This is a genomic window from Kytococcus sedentarius DSM 20547 (genome assembly GCF_000023925.1).
Classification (GTDB): domain Bacteria; phylum Actinomycetota; class Actinomycetes; order Actinomycetales; family Dermatophilaceae; genus Kytococcus; species Kytococcus sedentarius.
Genome location: NC_013169.1, coordinates 171,173 through 185,898, shown reverse-complemented (window position 1 = coordinate 185,898; position 14,726 = coordinate 171,173). Strand labels below are relative to the sequence as shown.

General features: G+C 73.2%; 14 protein-coding genes. 9 read left to right on the top strand and 5 right to left on the bottom strand.

Annotation, left to right across the window (positions count from 1 at the left end):
* The first annotated feature begins 102 nt into the window (after positions 1 to 102).
* Positions 103 to 498 (top strand): BlaI/MecI/CopY family transcriptional regulator, encoded by a 396-nt coding sequence (locus tag KSED_RS00895; RefSeq protein ID WP_012801693.1) that lies wholly within the window; start codon positions 103 to 105, stop codon positions 496 to 498.
* 50 nt (positions 499 to 548) lie between these two features.
* On the top strand, positions 549 to 1,538 hold the full coding sequence (locus tag KSED_RS00890) for a M56 family metallopeptidase (RefSeq protein WP_012801692.1): 990 nt from the start codon (positions 549 to 551) through the stop codon (positions 1,536 to 1,538).
* 35 nt (positions 1,539 to 1,573) lie between these two features.
* Here KSED_RS00890 and KSED_RS00885 read toward each other — a convergent pair whose 3' ends face one another.
* The gene (locus KSED_RS00885; RefSeq protein ID WP_012801691.1) at positions 1,574 to 2,023 is read right to left on the bottom strand and encodes a hypothetical protein; all 450 of its coding nucleotides are present in this window, start codon (positions 2,021 to 2,023) and stop codon (positions 1,574 to 1,576) included.
* A gap of 146 nt (positions 2,024 to 2,169) precedes the next feature.
* On the opposite strand from KSED_RS00885, the gene KSED_RS00880 reads away from it, so the two are divergent.
* From KSED_RS00880 to KSED_RS00855, 6 genes are all read left to right on the top strand, one after another.
* Positions 2,170 to 3,552: a hypothetical protein gene (locus tag KSED_RS00880; RefSeq protein WP_012801690.1), complete on the top strand. Its 1,383-nt coding sequence runs from the start codon at positions 2,170 to 2,172 to the stop codon at positions 3,550 to 3,552.
* A gap of 2 nt (positions 3,553 to 3,554) precedes the next feature.
* Positions 3,555 to 4,994 (top strand): adenylosuccinate lyase, encoded by a 1,440-nt coding sequence (gene purB / locus KSED_RS00875; protein ID WP_041290818.1) that lies wholly within the window; start codon positions 3,555 to 3,557, stop codon positions 4,992 to 4,994.
* 110 nt (positions 4,995 to 5,104) lie between these two features.
* Complete coding sequence (locus KSED_RS00870) at positions 5,105 to 6,505, top strand: ATP-binding protein (RefSeq protein WP_198479772.1); 1,401 nt, start codon at positions 5,105 to 5,107, stop codon at positions 6,503 to 6,505.
* Between the two features lie 340 nt (positions 6,506 to 6,845).
* Positions 6,846 to 8,102, top strand: a complete 1,257-nt coding sequence (locus KSED_RS00865; RefSeq protein ID WP_012801687.1) for an IS256 family transposase — start codon at positions 6,846 to 6,848, stop codon at positions 8,100 to 8,102.
* A 443-nt stretch (positions 8,103 to 8,545) separates the two neighbouring features.
* Positions 8,546 to 9,022 carry a redox-sensitive transcriptional activator SoxR gene (soxR, locus tag KSED_RS00860; protein ID WP_012801685.1) on the top strand — a complete coding sequence of 159 codons (477 nt, stop codon included), beginning with the start codon at positions 8,546 to 8,548 and terminating at the stop codon, positions 9,020 to 9,022.
* A gap of 218 nt (positions 9,023 to 9,240) precedes the next feature.
* Entirely contained in the window at positions 9,241 to 9,747 is a 507-nt protein-coding gene (locus KSED_RS00855) for a short-chain dehydrogenase (RefSeq protein ID WP_012801684.1), read from the top strand.
* Positions 9,748 to 9,756: 9 nt separating this feature from the next.
* Here the strand turns inward: KSED_RS00855 and KSED_RS00850 are convergent, their stop codons facing one another.
* The 3 genes from KSED_RS00850 to KSED_RS00840 are packed head-to-tail and all read right to left on the bottom strand — an operon-like array spanning position 9,757 to position 11,704.
* Positions 9,757 to 10,386 carry an energy-coupling factor transporter transmembrane component T family protein gene (locus KSED_RS00850; RefSeq protein ID WP_012801683.1) on the bottom strand — a complete coding sequence of 210 codons (630 nt, stop codon included), beginning with the start codon at positions 10,384 to 10,386 and terminating at the stop codon, positions 9,757 to 9,759.
* A complete protein-coding gene (locus KSED_RS00845; RefSeq protein ID WP_041291032.1) occupies positions 10,383 to 11,039 on the bottom strand; it encodes an energy-coupling factor ABC transporter ATP-binding protein in 657 nt (218 codons plus the stop codon). The genes KSED_RS00850 and KSED_RS00845 overlap by 4 nt, the downstream gene beginning before the upstream one ends.
* A 50-nt stretch (positions 11,040 to 11,089) precedes the next feature.
* A complete protein-coding gene (locus tag KSED_RS00840) occupies positions 11,090 to 11,704 on the bottom strand; it encodes a biotin transporter BioY (protein ID WP_012801681.1) in 615 nt (204 codons plus the stop codon).
* 206 nt (positions 11,705 to 11,910) lie between these two features.
* Here KSED_RS00840 and KSED_RS00835 point away from each other — a divergent pair, with 206 nt between their 5' ends.
* Complete coding sequence (locus tag KSED_RS00835; RefSeq protein WP_041290817.1) at positions 11,911 to 13,983, top strand: P-type ATPase actuator domain-containing protein; 2,073 nt, start codon at positions 11,911 to 11,913, stop codon at positions 13,981 to 13,983.
* A 39-nt stretch (positions 13,984 to 14,022) separates the two neighbouring features.
* Here the strand turns inward: KSED_RS00835 and KSED_RS00830 are convergent, their stop codons facing one another.
* The gene (locus KSED_RS00830) at positions 14,023 to 14,676 is read right to left on the bottom strand and encodes a VOC family protein (RefSeq protein ID WP_012801679.1); all 654 of its coding nucleotides are present in this window, start codon (positions 14,674 to 14,676) and stop codon (positions 14,023 to 14,025) included.
* Positions 14,677 to 14,726 lie beyond the last annotated feature (50 nt).

Below are 14,726 nucleotides of genomic sequence, written 5' to 3'. Positions count from 1 at the left end.
GTCCGGCGGGTCACCACCCGGGCCCGCGTCTGTCAACGATCGGTGGCAGTACTATGCTGCGTCGTGGCCGATCCCGGCCGCTGAGCACCGTGGGAGACGATCATGCCGAACACCGCATCCGGACTGGGTGACCTCGAGCAGGCCATCATGAACCACCTGTGGGACACCCCCGCGCCGCAGGCGGACGGCTTCACCGTGCGCGACGTGCACGAGACCCTCGGCGCCGACCGGGACATCGCCTACACCACGGTGATGACGGTGATGGACCGCCTCTCGCGCAAGGAGTTTCTCACGCGCACCAAGCAGGGGCGGGCCTACGTCTACCGGGCCGCGACCTCCCGCGAGGACTTCGTCGCCCGGCTGATGCGGGAGACCCTCGGCGACCTGCGCCCCACCGACCGCCGTGCCGCCGTGCTCGCGTTCGTGGACGACGCCGGCGCCGACGACGTGGCCGCCCTGCGCGAGGCGTTGGACCGCCTCGAGAGCCCCACCCGCTGATCTTTCCTCACCCACCGCGCACCTGATGGCGTGGCCCTACCCTTGACCTGATGTCCCCCACCCTGGTCCTCGCGGTGCTCGCCGTGCTGTTGACCCTCGGAACCCCGGCCCTGCTGCCGCTGCTGCCCGGGCTCCGGCGCACGCCCGCGGCGGGCCTGCTGCTGTGGCAGGGCTGCGCCGTGGGGGGCTTCTCCGCCATCGTCCTGCTGCCGGTGGTCGCGGCCCACGAGTTCGGCGGACTCTTCACGGCCAACGACACGGTGCACCCGTGGCTGGTGGCCGCCGCCGCGGCGCTCTCGGTGGCCCTCATCGCCCGCCTGCTCCTCGCCGCGCACACGGTGGGGACCGACCTGCGGACCCTGCGCCGGCGCCACCAGGAGGCGGTGGACCTGCTCGACCCCCGCCACCGCGAGGGCGACCGCCTGCGGGTGATCGACTCCCCCAGCCCCGTGGCGTGGTGCCTGCCGGGGAGGCGCGCCCGCATCGTCATGTCCCGGGCGGCGCTGGAGGACCTCTCCGTCGAGGAGCTGCACGGGGTCTACCTGCACGAGCGCGCCCACCTGCGCCACCGGCACGACCTGGTGGTCGAGTTCTTCACGGTCATGGACGCGGCCGTCCCACGCGCGCTGCGGCACCCCCGCGCCCTGGCCGAGGTGGGCCTGATGGTGGAGCTCCTCGCCGACCGCGCGGCGGCCCGGGAGGTGGGGCCGGTGACGATGGGGCGGGCGCTCGCCCACCTGGGGGCCGGCAGGGCGCTCGGGCGGGGGCGCGGACCCGGTCAGGCGCGGGACGACGACCCATGCGACGGGGACGACCGCGGGCGCGGCGCGGGGTCCGTGGCGACCCGCGCCCCCTCCCCGTCGGCAGGAGTCGCGCTCACGGCGGGCGGGCACCTGCGGGCCACGGTGGTGCGGGTGACTGCCCTGCAGGAGGCCCGGCGGCCCCATCGGGCACAGGCAGCCCTGGTGACGACGGCCGCCGTCGTCGCTGCCCTGGGTCCGGGCGCGGTGGCCGTCACCGCGGCGGTCACGGGCGCCTGAGGGGGCGCGGGGCGGCTCAACCGGCACGGGGAGGCTCAACCGGCGCGGGCGGCGCCCCGGGTCATGCCGGCCAGGGCCCACTCCAGGGCGATCACGTCATCGAGCAACCCGTGGCGGTGGTGGTCGGGCACGACATCGTCGTCGCACACGAAGAAGTCCAGGGCGGCGAGCAGCAGGCGGATCCGGGTCAGGTGCAGCGTTCCCTGCTGCTCGGGGGTGAGCCCTCCCCGGGCCACCTCCCGGGCGTGGTGCCGCACCCACGCGGTGCTCTGCTGCACCGCATCGGCCAGCCGGTCCGCGGGGACCCCCGGCGGCTGGTCACCGGGCAGGGCCGCCAGGTGGTCGTGGGCGAGGGCGCACAACCGCTCCATCGCCGCGGGGTCCCCAAAGACCAGGGCGCTGCGGGACCGGGACCGGGCGAAGGCCGCCGAGCCGACCACGCGGGAGAGCAGCGCGTCGTGCAGCGCGTGGGGCCGAGGGGTCATGCGGGAAGGCTAACCCCGCGGGTGTCGGGGGCGGCGTCTAGGCTGGGGCCACTGATCGCGGTCGCCCGCTCACAGGGCACCCCGCCCGGCGGCGTCCGCGGCCACTGGACCGAACGACCGACTCGACAGACGTTGGAGGAACCCGCATGGGCGAATGGGGAGCACTGGAGTGGGTCGTGGCCCTCGTGCTACTGGGACTGGTGGTGGGCATCGTCTGGTTCATGACGCGGGGCGGAGCGGTCCAGGACCGCCTGTCCGGCCGTGGCCAGGACCACCCCGAGATCGATGAGGGCGACGGGTACCTCCCCGACGAGGAGGGTTCTCGCTACGACGCCGGCGGCCAGGATGCCGCGGAGGTCGCCGACGAGGGCGACCGCGCCGACGACGACCGCGCCGTGGCCGCCGACCGGGACCGCCGACGCGACCGTGACCGGGCGAACCGGCCCGGCAAGGACGCGCGCCGCAAGAGCGCCGCCAGCCGCGAGAAGACCACCACCGAGCGCGAGGCCACCGAGCACCCGGCGACCGACCTGTTCGACCAGGAGAGCGACGGCCCGACCACGGCCACTGCGGCGGGCACGACCGCGGGTGCCGCCGCCGCCACGGCCGGCGCGCACGCCCTGGGCGAGGACGAGGCCGCCGACGCCGGGGACGACGCGCTGGTGGGCACGGACGCGACCACCGCCCCCGAGGGCGACACCTCCGGTCCGCTGGGCTCGGTGACCGACAGCGACGCCGAGGTCGAGGCCGGCACCGTGGACGAGGGCGACCTCAGCGGCTCCACCGGGCTGCGCGAGCAGGACGTGCTCGACACCACCGCCCAGGACGCCGAGAAGGGTGCCGAGACGGGCGCCGAGCAGGACGACCCGAGCGACATCGAGGCCGGCACGAGCTCTGACCCCGGTGAACTGCACAGCATCGAGGCCGAGGACCCCGACGACGTCGCGTTCCCCGGCTACGAGGAGCAGGGCGCCTCCTCGCACGAGGACGAGGCCGACCCGGCCGATGACCAGGGTGTTCTGGGCCACGACGCCGAGCTCGACGCTGCGGCGGACGAGGACGAGACCACCGAGGTGCAGGACCACGAGCACCTGTCCGACTTCACGGGCCCCGGGTCCGACGGCAGCGACCGGCTGCCCGCGGACAGCTCCGGAGGCCGGCCCTTCGCGGTCGACGAGGTCGACGGCGACGAGGCCGACGGCGACGAGGACACCTCCGACACCTGGGACGACGTGCAGCCGGCCACCGGTGCGGGCACCGTCGTGGAGCCCGGCACCGTCGAGCCCCCCGAGGCCGACTTCCCCGCCGATGACGAGGTGCCGGACGTCGCACCTGCCCCGTGGTCGGACGACGAGTCGGACCACGACGAGCCGGGGGGGCCCGCCCCGGACGAGGACGAGTCCGGCGACCAGCAGGCCCCCGGCGTCACCGCCACCTCCACGCAGGAGTGGCTGGGGCGCGGCGAGATCCCGGCCGACATGAACACCGACAACCTGGACCCCTACTCCACATGGCAGCAGGGCCGGTGAGCATGGTCGACCTCTCCACGCTGCAGCCTGCCCTCGCGCTCGGCCCGCTGGACGGGCGGTACCGCCGCCAGACCGCTCCCCTCATCAACCACCTGAGTGAGGCCGCGCTCAACCGGATGCGGCTGCACGTGGAGGTCGAGTGGCTGCTGCACCTGACCGACGCGCGGATCTTCGCCGGCATCGAGCCGCTCGACGACACCGAGCGGGCGGGGCTGCGCCGCATCGTGGAGGACTTCGACGGCGACGACATCACGGCGCTGGCGGAGATCGAGAAGGAGACGGTCCACGACGTCAAGGCCGTGGAGTACCACCTGAAGAAGCACCTGGCGCAGGTGCTCGCCGGCCGTGGTGAGGAGCAGGTGGCCAGGACCACCGAGCTCGTGCACTTCGCGTGCACCAGCGAGGACGTCAACAACCTGGCCTACGCGCTGATGATCCAGGGGTCCGTGCAGCAGGTGTGGCTGCCGGCCGCATCGGGCGTGGTCGACCAGGTGGCCGCGATGGCGCGCGAGCTGCGCGACGTGCCGCTGCTCTCGCGGACCCACGGGCAGACCGCCACCCCGAGCACGATGGGCAAGGAGCTCGCGGTGCTGGCCCACCGGCTCGGGCGGCAGGTCCGCCGCATCGAGGGTGCGGAGTATCTGGGCAAGATCAACGGCGCGACCGGCACCTACGGGGCTCACGTGGTGGCGGTGCCGGGCGCGGACTGGCCGGAGCTGTCGCGGACCTTCGTCGAGCACCTGGGGCTGACGTGGAACCCGCTGACCACGCAGATCGAGAGCCACGACTGGCAGGCCGAGGTGTACGCGGACATCGCGCGCTTCAACCGCGTGCTGCACAACCTCTGCACCGACGTGTGGACGTACATCTCGATGGCGTACTTCGCCCAGGTGCGCGGGCAGGGCACGGTCGGGTCCTCGACCATGCCGCACAAGGTGAACCCCATCCGCTTCGAGAACGCCGAGGCGAACCTCGAGGTGAGCAACGCGCTGCTCGACGTGCTGGGCACCACGCTCGTGACCAGCCGCCTGCAGCGTGACCTCACCGACTCCTCCATGCAGCGGAACATCGGTGTGGCGCTGGGTCACTCGCTGCTGGCGCTGGACAACGTGCGCAAGGGCCTGGACGGGCTGGACGCCGCGCCCGAGCAGATGGCCGCCGACCTGGAGGCGAACTGGGAGGTGCTCGGCGAGCCCGTGCAGTCGACCATGCGGGCGCTGGCCGCCCAGGGAGTGCCCGGCATGGAGCAGCCCTACGAGCGCCTCAAGGAGCTCACCCGCGGCCGCCGCGTGGACGGCGACGCGATGCGCGAGTTCATCCGCGGGCTCGGCCTGCCGGCCGAGGACGAGGCGCGGCTGGTGGCGCTCACCCCGGCCACCTACACCGGCCTGGCGAGCCAGCTGGTGAACCACCTGGTCACCCCGAGCGAGGCCGGCCGATGAGCGCCATGGCTCGGCTGGTGCGGGGTCTGCTGAGGTGGCTCGGCATCCTCCGCTGAGGCGGGGCGTGTGGAGCACTCACACATCTACTCTCAAAACGTTAGAGTAGTTTCGTGAGTGTTCCACCCCCTCCCTCGTCACCCTTGAGCGCCGAGCGGATCGCGGCTCTCCTCTCGCGAGGCGAGGACCAGTGGTTCGAGCGGAAGTCCGGTCGCATCGCACCCCGTGATCTCGCCGAGACTCTGGTGGCTCTGGCCAACGCCGAGGGCGGGACCGTGGCTGTCGGTCTGCACGCGGGCCAGGTGGACGGTGTGGCGGACGACCGCGCCAACCCCCTGCGCCAGGCGGCCCAGGACTTCACGGTCCCGGTCGTACGGGCCGAGGTCGAGGAGTTCCAGGATCCCCAGGGTGCCAGGATCCTGGTCTACCGGGTGGCCCCGTCCCAGCGCGTCCACGAGACGGCGAAGGGCGACTGCTTCCTCCGCGTCGGAGACGAGTCGGTGCGCCTGCGCTTCACCCAGCGGCAGGAGCTCGAGCACGACCGGGGCCCTGAACCCTTCGACGGCACACCCAGCGGAGCGGGCCTCGAGGACCTGGACCCCGCTCAGGTCGAGAGCTACCGAACCACTCTCGGCGCCTCCACACCCGAGGGGCTGCTGCGCGCGCGGAACCTGCTGACCCCTCGCGGGGAGGTCACCGTGGCGGGATACCTCCTCCTCTCGGAGCACCCTCAGGAGCGCTACCCCAACGCGCACGTCCGAGTGCTCCGCTACCTGGAGGACGAACGGGGAACCGGTGCAGGGCAGTCCCTGGCCGCTGACGGCGACATCCGCTGCGAGGGGCCCCTCCCCCAGCAGATCGAGCAGGCCACGAGGACCATCGCGCAGATGATGCCGGCTCGCCGCGCGCTCACCGAGAGCGGACGTTTCGAGGCGCTGCCCCTCATCCCGCGAGACGTGTGGCTCGAGGGTCTGGTCAACGCGGTCGTGCACCGGTCCTACAGTCTCGCGGGTGACCACGTCCGGGTGGAGATCTTCCCGTCGCGTATGGAGATCACGAGCCCCGGACGATTCCCCGGCCTCGCCGACCCGAGCGATCCGCAGTCCATCGGCCGGCACGCGAGGAATCCCCGGATCGCCCGGGTGTGCGCCGATCTGGGGATCACCCAGGAGCTGGGCGAGGGCATCCGCCGCATGTTCGTCGAGATGCGGCGCCGTGGCCTCACGGATCCGCTCTACACCCAGTCCCCGTCGGCGGTTCGCCTGGTGCTCTCCTCGGCGGATTCCGTCCCGGAAGCGGTCCGGTCTGCTGTCGGGAAGGGTGCCTTGGCCACGTTGGACGCGATGCGGCTCGCGGGTCGGCCGCTGGGGACGGGCCAGGTTGCCGAGCTGACGGGCCGGAGCCGCCCCACCGTGCTGCGGCACCTGCACCGTCTCCGTGAGGAGGGCCTCGTGAGCTGGGAGGGCGAGTCCGCCAAGGACCCCCGAGCCCGGTGGGCAGTGCGGGGAGTGTGAGCGAGCGCCCTTCGGCCGCCTCGGACCAGACCCGCTCCGCCGCCGCACCATCAGCTTGACTCCGTGACACATGTCTTCCGGATGCGGAAGGTATGTGTCACGCAGCGGTGGCTCCATCGATCTCCGCCCGGAAGTTCCGCCCCACCTCCTGGCCCTGCCCGAAGTAGTGGCGGAAGGTGTAGAAGAGCGGCACCCAGCGGGTCGTGTCGACCCGACCCAGTTGAGTCCCGCATAGTGGTGTAGCGCGGTGGCCCCGTCGTGATCGTCGCGGACGTGGGCGCGGCCACCGTGTGATCCTTCGAGTGAACCTCTCACAGCACTCTCGAACGGAGTCATCACGATGACCGCTCCTCACATTGTCGACCCTTCCGGCCTGCTTGGTGAAGCCTTGGCCGAGGCGTCCCCGGATCTGATGCGCAGCCTGCTGCAGGACGTGATCAATGCCTTGCTCTCCGCGGACGCGGACGCTGTTGCCGGCGCGGAGTACGGCCGGCCCAGCGCTGGCCGTTCTGCGCAGCGCAACGGCTACCGCCACCGCGACCTCGACACCCGCGTCGGCACGATCGACGTCGCCGTCCCCAAGCTCCGCTCCGGCACCTACTTCCCCGAGTGGCTGCTCGAGCGCCGCAAGCGCGCCGAGTCCGCCCTGGTCACGGTCGTCGCCGACTGCTACCTCGCCGGTGTCTCCACCCGCCGGATGGATAAGCTCGTGAAGACCCTCGGCATCAACAGCCTGTCGAAGTCGCAGGTCAGCAGGATGGCGGAGTCGCTGGACGAGCACGTCGAACAGTTCCGCCACCGCCCCCTGGACGAGGCCGGCCCCTTCACGTTCGTCTCCGCAGATGCCCTGACGATGAAGGTCCGCGAGGGCGGCCGGGTCATCAACGCCGTCGTCCTGCTGGCCATCGGCGTGAACGGTGACGGGCACCGCGAGGTGCTCGGCATGCGGGTCGCGACCAGCGAGACGGGAGCAGCGTGGAACAGCTTCTTCGCCGACCTCGTCGCCCGCGGCCTCGCCGGGGTCCGCCTGGTCACCAGTGACGCGCATGCGGGCCTGGTCGAAGCGATCGCTGCGCACCTGCCCGGCGCGGCCTGGCAGCGGTGCCGCACCCACTACGCAGCGAACCTCATGGCCGTGACGCCCAAGAGCATGTGGCCGGCGGTCAAGGCGATGCTGCACAGCGTCTATGACCAGCCCGATGCAGCAGCGGTGAACGCGCAGTTCGACCGGCTGCTGGACTACGTCAGTGAGAAGCTCCCGGCCGTGGCCGAGCACCTCGACGCCGCCCGCGCGGACCTCCTCGCGTTCACCGCGTTCCCCAAGGACGTGTGGGTGCAGATCTGGTCGAACAATCCCACCGAGCGTTTGAACAAGGAGATCCGCCGCCGCACCGACTCCGTGGGCATCTTCCCCACCCGCGAGGCGATCGTCCGTCTCGTCGGCGCGGTCCTGGCCGAGCAGACCGACGAGTGGGCCGAAGGACGACGGTATCTCGGCCTCGACGTCCTCGCCCGGTGCCGCCTCAACCTCGTCCCCGACACCAACACCAACACCGAGGAGGTCACCACCAGTTCCCTGCCCGCCCTGACCGCCTGACCAATCAACGAAGGATCGCTACACCACTTCCCGGGACTTGACCCCGACCCTGCGGGGTGACGAGATCCCCGGCGACGTGCACCCGGTGCACCCGGACGTGGAACGAGGCCGCCCCCTCGACGACCGGGTGCACGGCCTCGAGGGTGGTCTCGATCTGCACCGGGCACTCCGCCACCCGCTCAGGGCTCCGCCCACCATGCCGAAGAGGAGCCGCGGTGCGACCTGGACGGCTGCGATTCCTGCCGTCCAGGCCGCTGACTGCGTGAGCTGGTAGGCGAGCACGGTGAACGCGAGGCCGGCGATGGCGTCCCCCAGCCCGGAGAAGGCCGTGGCGGTCAGCAGGAGTGCTTCTTCCCGGTTGGGGCGGGTGCGGGTGCGCATGCCCGGAGGCTCAGTGTTCAACCTAGGTTGAACTCAACTCAGGAACCAGTGAGGATCGGGCGGTGATCACTCCCCATGACGAGCTGACGATGTCTGAGGTGGTCCGGCGTTCAGGTGTGAGCGCGTCGGCGCTGCGCTTCTACGAGGCACGCGGGCTCATCAAGGCCGAGCGGACCGCCACGAACCGTCGGATCTACCAGCGACACGTGCTGCGTCGCCTGGCGGTCATCCGGAGCGCACAGGCCATCGGCCTGTCGCTGTCGGAGATCCGCGCCGGGTTCGCCTCGGTGCCCACGGACCGGGCCCTGACTCGCGAGGAGTGGCAGGACCTCTCGGCGATGTGGCGCGAGACGCTCGAGGAGCGGATCGCCGCCCTCGGTGAGCTGCGCGACCGTCTGGACGGGTGCATCGCGTGTGGCTGCCTCTCGCTGGACACGTGCCCGCTGCGCAACCCGGAGGACGAACGCCGCGCAGAGGGACCGGGCCCGCGCGCGATGCCGGCGGTTCTGGCCCTCATGAACGGCACATCCGCAGACTGATCCACCATGCGCATCATCATGTCCGCCATTCTCAGCCACCCAGTGTCAAGACCAGCCGTCCCGGAGCCTGAAACGTAGCTTCAGGGCAGGCTGGTTCGTGCGGGCGCACCCGGTGCGGCCAGTGCTGCTCACCCCGGAAAGAGCCGCTACCCGTGGGGACACACGGCCGCCCCTGTCTGGAAAACTGCCGCCACAGACAACGCCACCCAGGAGGTTGCATGAGGGTCCTCGTCGTCGGCGGCACCGGGATGCTGCTCAGCACGGTCGAGGGGCTCCTGGCCGACGGGCACGAGCTGTGGGTGCTCGCCCGGCGCGCCCCGGCGCTGGAGCACCCGCGCCTGCACCCGCTGCTCGTGGACTACGGCGACGCCGCGGCGCTGGACGCCGCCCTCGTGGCCGTGACGCAGGAGGACGGCCTCTTCGACGGCGCCCTCGTGTGGGCCCACTCCTCCGCACCGCACGCCCCGGAGGTGGTAGCCCGCCACGTCAGCGGGTCGTTCCTCCACGTCCTGGGCAGCGCGAGCGCCGACCCGTCCCGCCCGCACCCCACGCCCGGCTGGGCCGGGGAGGGTTACCGCACCGTGGTGCTCGGCTTCGTCGCCGAGGGTGGCCGCTCCCGCTGGCTGACGAACACCGAGATCGCTGCCGGGGTGCTGGAGGCCTGGCGCCGCCGCGCGGCCCGCACCGTCGTGGGCACCGTCGAGCCCTGGTCCGCGCGGCCGTGAGGCCGCCCCTCAGCCCCGGCGCTTCCCCTGCCGCCCCTGCGGCTCGTAGCCGCGGGCCAGCAGGGCGTCCCCCAGCATCTCGGCGGCCCGCAGCGCCCGCACGACCAGGGGGATCGCGAAGCTCGTCACGCTCAACCCCCGCCCGCGGGCGATGCGGGCCTCGTTGGTGGACTGCGCCGCGGCCACCATGAGCGGTACCGAGCGCACCGCCATCGACACCACCAGCCCCCAGTGGTCGGTGTCCACCCCCAACCGCCGCAACGGCGACAGCACCGCCTGCAGCACCCGCATCATCGCGCCCACCGGAGTGGTCAGCGAGACCGTCCACGCCAGCACGATGGCGCTGCCCACCCGCCCGGCCGCGCGCAGGGCGTGCTCGGCGTCGACGAACGCCCACTGCACCACACCGAGCACCACGGTGAGCAGCAGCACCATCCGCAGGGGCAGGCGCACGGCCTCCCACGGCAGCCGTGCCGAGGCCAGCACCAGCAAGGACACCGCGAACGCACCCAGCGCCGCCCGCCAGTCCCCCAGCAGGTACATGCCCAGCGTCGCGACCGCCAACCCGCCGACCTTCCACCCCGCAGGCAACCGGTGCAGCCACGAGTCCCCCGGCACCGCGACGCCGATGGCGCTCACGCCATCAGCCGCTCGTAGAAGGGAATCGAGACCTCCGGGCGGTCGTCGCACACCACGCGCCCCTCATCGAGCACGACGACGCGGTCCACCCCCTCGATGAGGTCCAGGTGGTGCGTCACGAGCACCACCTGCTGCTCCAGGGCCATCAACTCTGCGGCCACCCGGCGGCGGTTGCGCAGGTCCAACAGGGTGGTCGGCTCGTCGGCCACCAGGACGCTCGGCCCGGCCATCAGCACTGCCGCGAGCGCCAGCAGCTGCTTCTGCCCGCCGGAGAGCAGGTGGCAGGGGTGGTCCGCGTGCCCCTCGAGCCCGGCGCGCACCAGGGCGGCGTCCACCGCATCGGCCCGCTGCGCCGCCGACCACCCACGCCGCCCGGCGGAGAACTCCAGGTCCTCGCGCACGGTGGGCATGACGATCTGGTGGTCGGGGTCACTGAACAGGAAGCCCACCTCGCGCCGCACCACCCTGGCCTGGCGCCGCACGTCGAGACCGTTGACCTCCACCCGCCCGGCGGTCGGTTTGTCCAAACCGATGATGCAGCGCGCCAGCGTGGACTTGCCCGACCCGTTGGCGCCGATGAGGGCGACGCGCGGCTCGGTGAGGGTCAGGCTCACCCCCTCGAGTGCGGTGCGGCCCTGCCGGGTGAGGCTCACGTCCTCGAAGCGGATCACGGGGCCCGGGCCGGACACGGTCTCGGGTGCGCTCAGCGGTCCGACGGCAGGGTGTCGGGCAGGGCGCGGGCCACCGCGGCGATGATGACCGCGGCCAACCCGGCCTTCAGCAGGTCGCCGGGCACGAATACCGCGGCGCCCAGCTGCCAGGCGGAGCCCCAGGGCATGCCGGTGGCGAACTTCAGCCACGGCACCCCCACGGCGTAGAACACCGGTAGGCCGGCCAGGCCGGCGACGAAGAGCCACAGACCCACCATCCGGCCGCCGCGGCGCATCGCGAGCCGGGCCAGCGCGCCGATCACCACGGCGCCCAGCACGAAGCCCACCAGGTAGCCGCCGGTGGGGCCGGTCAGCACACCCAGGCCGCCGGCGCCGCCGCTACCCACGGGCAGACCGATGGCGATGAGCGCCAGGTAGATGAGCACCGCCGCGGCACCCGCCCACGGGCCGAGCGCCAGCGCCGCCAGCGTCACCCCCAGCGTCTGCAGGGTCACCGGGACCGAGCCACCGAAGATCAGCAGCCCCGGCACTACGGCCAGGGCGGCGATGAGGGCGGCGAAGACCGCCACCTGCGCGCCGGAGCGCACCGTGGACTCCGAGCGGTCGGCGTGGTCGGCGTGGTCGGGCGCGAGCGTGTCGGCCGGCATGGGCACCTCCGTCGGGGGCTGGTCGGGCGCGGGTGACCGCCCCCTCGGGCCACCGGCGGGCCATTCAAACACGGGGAGCACGCCACCCCGTGGGCACCCGGGACGCCGGGTACCGGGTGCTCGGGGGCCGGGGGCTCGCGGGGCCCGGGGGCGGGTACCCGGTCGCACGGCGCCGAGGAGAGTGGGCCAAGTACCGTAGCCACATCATGGCCGAGTCCTCCCGCCCCGCAGCCGAGACCGACCCCCGCGACGTCCTCGGGAACTCGTCCACGCCCCGGACCGACGAGCGTGCGCCCACCACCCGCCGGTCCACGGACCGCGGCGTGTTCGCCGCGGTGGCCACGGTCCTGCTCACACTGGTGGCACTGGCGGCCGCGTTCCTGGTGGAGGCCGGCCCTGCCCCGGCGGTGCTCACGGCCATCCCGGCCCTGGGAGCGTGGGCGCTGGCCGCCCCCCACGCCGTGGCGGACCTGCGGGCCTCGTGGCGCTCGGTGCTGTGGCTACCGGTGGCGGCCGGCGTGCTCTCGGCCGTGCACGGCATCGCCGAGCTCGCCACCACGGGTCACACCACGGCCTTCGTGGGCACCACCGCCGCCGCGGCCGTGCTGGCCGTGGTGCCGTGGGCCGTGCGCTGGGCCCGCGGCCGACTGCTCGTGCGCCTGCTGCGGATGCGGCGCACGCTGGGGGTGACGGCCACCCGCATCGTGGAGTCCGGGGGCGCCCGTCGCCGCACCACGGTGCCGCGGGCATCGCTGGAGCCCGGCGACGAGGTGCTCGTCCCGGCCGGCGCGGTGGTCCCAGCCGATCTGCTGGTCACCGACGGCGAGGGCCTGGTGACCCTGCAACGCCTCACCCACCGCGCGGACGCCCACCCGGTGATCCCCGGCGACGTGGTGGTGGCCGGCGCCGTGCCGCGCAACGCCCTGGTGGGGACCGTCGTGCGCGCGGGGGACGACACCGCCATCGCACGCGTGCTGCGCCCCGCCCAGGCGGCCCTGCGGCAACCGTCCGGGCCGGTGCTGCCGGTCCCCCCGGCCCCCGACGCCCCGGTGCGGGCCGGTGCTCCCGCGCGCTACCGGGAGGGTGTGCCGCGCCTGCCCATCCAGCGCACCACCGACAAGGCCGCCTGGTGGGCCGTGCCGCTGGTGCTCGGCGTCGCCACCGTGGCCGGCCTGGCCCACGGACTGCTGACCGATGCGGGCGCCGGCGCCCGGGTGGCCACCGCCGTCCTGCTGGCGGCCTCCCCCGCCGCCGTGCTGGCGGCCGTGCCCACGGCCCTGCGCGCCGCGACCCTGCGCGGCGCGCTGCTGGGGCTACGCATGAAGGGCGCCCGTCCGTTGCAATCGGCGCGCGACATCGACCTCGCCCTGGTGGACCCCTCCTCGGCCATCGCCACCGGCCACCCACGGCTGGTGGAGGTCCTGCCGATGCCGGGTCTGGACCCCGATGCCGCGCTGCTGGCCGCGGTGTCCGTCGCGCAGGACGCCGAGGGACCCATCGCGCGGGCCCTGTCCAGCGCTGCCCGCGCACGGTCGATGACGCCCCGCCCCATCAGCGACCGCACCCTGCGGGGGGCGGGGATGACGGCCCGCATCAAGGACGTGGAGGTGACGCTGGGCACCGAGGACCTGTTCGACTCCATCCCCCCCAGCCTGCGCCCCGAGCCGGACGACGACGCGATCGTGACCTACGTGGGCTGGGGCGGGCGCCCCACGGCCATGCTGCGCTTCCGCGACCGGTTGCGCCCCGGCGCGTCCGAGGAGGTGCAGCGCCTGCTGCGGGCCGATGTGGTGCCGCACCTCATGTGCGCCGAGCCGGCCGCCGTGGCCCGTCGCATGGCAGAGCGGGTGGGGGTGCACGCCTCGGAGGTGACCGGCGGGCTGGACGATGCCGGGCGGGTGGCCCTGGTGCAGGAGATGCTCGACGAGGGGCACCGGGTGGCGCTGCTGACCCGTGACACCCCCGACGAGGCGGCGGTGCACGCCGACCTGGTGATCGCCCCCGTGTGGGCCGACGAGGACAACCGTGTCCTGGCCCAGGTGGAGACCGTGCGGCCGGAGATGGCCGCCATCGCCGATGCGGTGAGCCTCACCCGCCACACCGGCGCGGTGGTGGGTCAGAACGTGATGCTGGCGGCCGCGTACCACGCGATCGCGGTGGTGGTCGTGGTGGCGGGGTGGGTGCCGCCGGTGGGTGCTGCGGCGCTCTCGCTGGTGCCGCTGGCCGGGGTGCTGCTGGGCAGCCACCGCGTCAGCGTGGGTACCGGCACGCGGGTGTGAGCCCGCGCCCCCATCCACCAGGGCTGCGGGAGAACCGCCTCAGACGGTGACGGGACCGTTCTGCGTCTGGAAGGTCACCGAGAGCAGGCCCGGGGTGCCGTTGGGGGCCACGAAGTCGAAGCTCACCTCCGGCTCCCAGTCCTCACGGTCGGTGCCCGGCTCGCCGGACAGGCCCAGCCAGTCCCGCACCCGGCCGGGGTCACCGGCCACCTGCAGACTGGCCAGCGTCGCGGTCGAGGGGCCCACCTCGGAGGGGTGCTTCTGACCCTCGTCCCAGCGCAGGAAGAAGGGCAGCTGCGGGTCGGCGATGAGGCCCTTCACGCCGATCTGGCGCCAAGTCAGCTCCGTGCCGTCCGGACGGTGGCGGTTGCCCAGCACGGAGTCACGCCCCAGCCGCTCCTCCACCGGTGACAGGTCGTCCATCGCCACCACCCAGCCGAGCCAGCCACCACCGGCCTCGCTGCGCGCCTTCACGGCCTGGCCGAAGGGCACCTTGTCCGTCACCGGGTGCTCCAACGGCTCCACGACCTCCACCCACCGGCCGTCGGCCAGAGGCAGCACCATGTTGCGGGTGCCGAATCGGGGGTGGTTCCCACCGTCGACGACCTCGATGCCGAGGGCCTCTCCCAGACGCGCGGCAGCGGCGTCCAGACCCTCGGGGCCAGCAGCGAAGGAGACGTGGTCAATACGCATGGCGCCATCGTCGCACGGGCGGCGGCAGGGTCCGACATCGGCCTGTCCAC

Excerpts from the sequence above, each read along its gene's own strand:
- KSED_RS00895 (WP_012801693.1), top strand. The coding sequence starts at position 103 with ATGCCGAACACCGCATCCGGACTGGGTGACCTCGAGCAGGCCATCATG.
- KSED_RS00890 (WP_012801692.1), top strand. The coding sequence starts at position 549 with ATGTCCCCCACCCTGGTCCTCGCGGTGCTCGCCGTGCTGTTGACCCTC.
- KSED_RS00885 (WP_012801691.1), bottom strand. The coding sequence starts at position 2,023 with ATGACCCCTCGGCCCCACGCGCTGCACGACGCGCTGCTCTCCCGCGTG.
- KSED_RS00880 (WP_012801690.1), top strand. The coding sequence starts at position 2,170 with ATGGGCGAATGGGGAGCACTGGAGTGGGTCGTGGCCCTCGTGCTACTG.
- purB (WP_041290818.1), top strand. The coding sequence starts at position 3,555 with ATGGTCGACCTCTCCACGCTGCAGCCTGCCCTCGCGCTCGGCCCGCTG.
- KSED_RS00865 (WP_012801687.1), top strand. The coding sequence starts at position 6,846 with ATGACCGCTCCTCACATTGTCGACCCTTCCGGCCTGCTTGGTGAAGCC.
- KSED_RS00855 (WP_012801684.1), top strand. The coding sequence starts at position 9,241 with ATGAGGGTCCTCGTCGTCGGCGGCACCGGGATGCTGCTCAGCACGGTC.
- KSED_RS00840 (WP_012801681.1), bottom strand. The coding sequence starts at position 11,704 with ATGCCGGCCGACACGCTCGCGCCCGACCACGCCGACCACGCCGACCGC.
- KSED_RS00835 (WP_041290817.1), top strand. The coding sequence starts at position 11,911 with ATGGCCGAGTCCTCCCGCCCCGCAGCCGAGACCGACCCCCGCGACGTC.
- KSED_RS00830 (WP_012801679.1), bottom strand. The coding sequence starts at position 14,676 with ATGCGTATTGACCACGTCTCCTTCGCTGCTGGCCCCGAGGGTCTGGAC.